The following is a 609-nucleotide window of genomic DNA, read 5'->3' on the forward strand; positions in this document are numbered from 1 at the left end:
CGCTGGGGAAGCTGAACCTCGAGCCCGGTATGACGCTGCTCGACATCGGCTGCGGTTGGGGCGGCGCCCTGCAGCGGGCGATCGAGAAGTTCGACGTCAACGTGATCGGAATTACGCTGAGCCGCAACCAGTTTGAGTACAGCAAGGCCAGGCTGGCGGCGATCCCGACCGGGCGCAACGTCGAAGTGCGGATGCAGGGCTGGGAAGAGTTCGACGAGCCGGTCGACCGGATCGTCAGCATCGGGGCGTTCGAAGCGTTCAAGGCCGCCAACGCTGGGGCCATTTCTTCAAGATGGCTTACCGGGTGCTGCCCGCCGACGGGGTCATGATGCTGCACAGCATCACGCGTCCCACCTTCAAAGAGGCCAGGGCGCAGGGCACCCCGCTGACCCACGAGGTCGTTCACTTCACCCAGTTCATCCTGGCCGAGATCTTCCCCGGCGGATGGCTGCCGACGATCCCGTCGGTCGAAGAGCACGCGACCGACGCCGGTTTCAAGGTGAGTCGGATCCAGTCGTTGCAGCTGCACTACGCGCGGACGCTGGAAATATGGGCCGCGGCGCTCGAGTCCAACAGGGACACGGCCATCGCGATCCAGTCGGAGAAGGT

The 609-nt window shown here is 64.7% G+C and carries 1 pseudogene; it reads left to right on the forward strand.

Annotated elements, in window-relative coordinates:
* Nucleotides 1-609: pseudogene (locus A5655_RS04605) on the forward strand (class I SAM-dependent methyltransferase); the annotation flags it as partial.

Origin of the sequence: Mycobacterium sp. 1081908.1, from assembly GCF_001673535.1 — a bacterium.
Lineage (GTDB): Bacteria > Actinomycetota > Actinomycetes > Mycobacteriales > Mycobacteriaceae > Mycobacterium.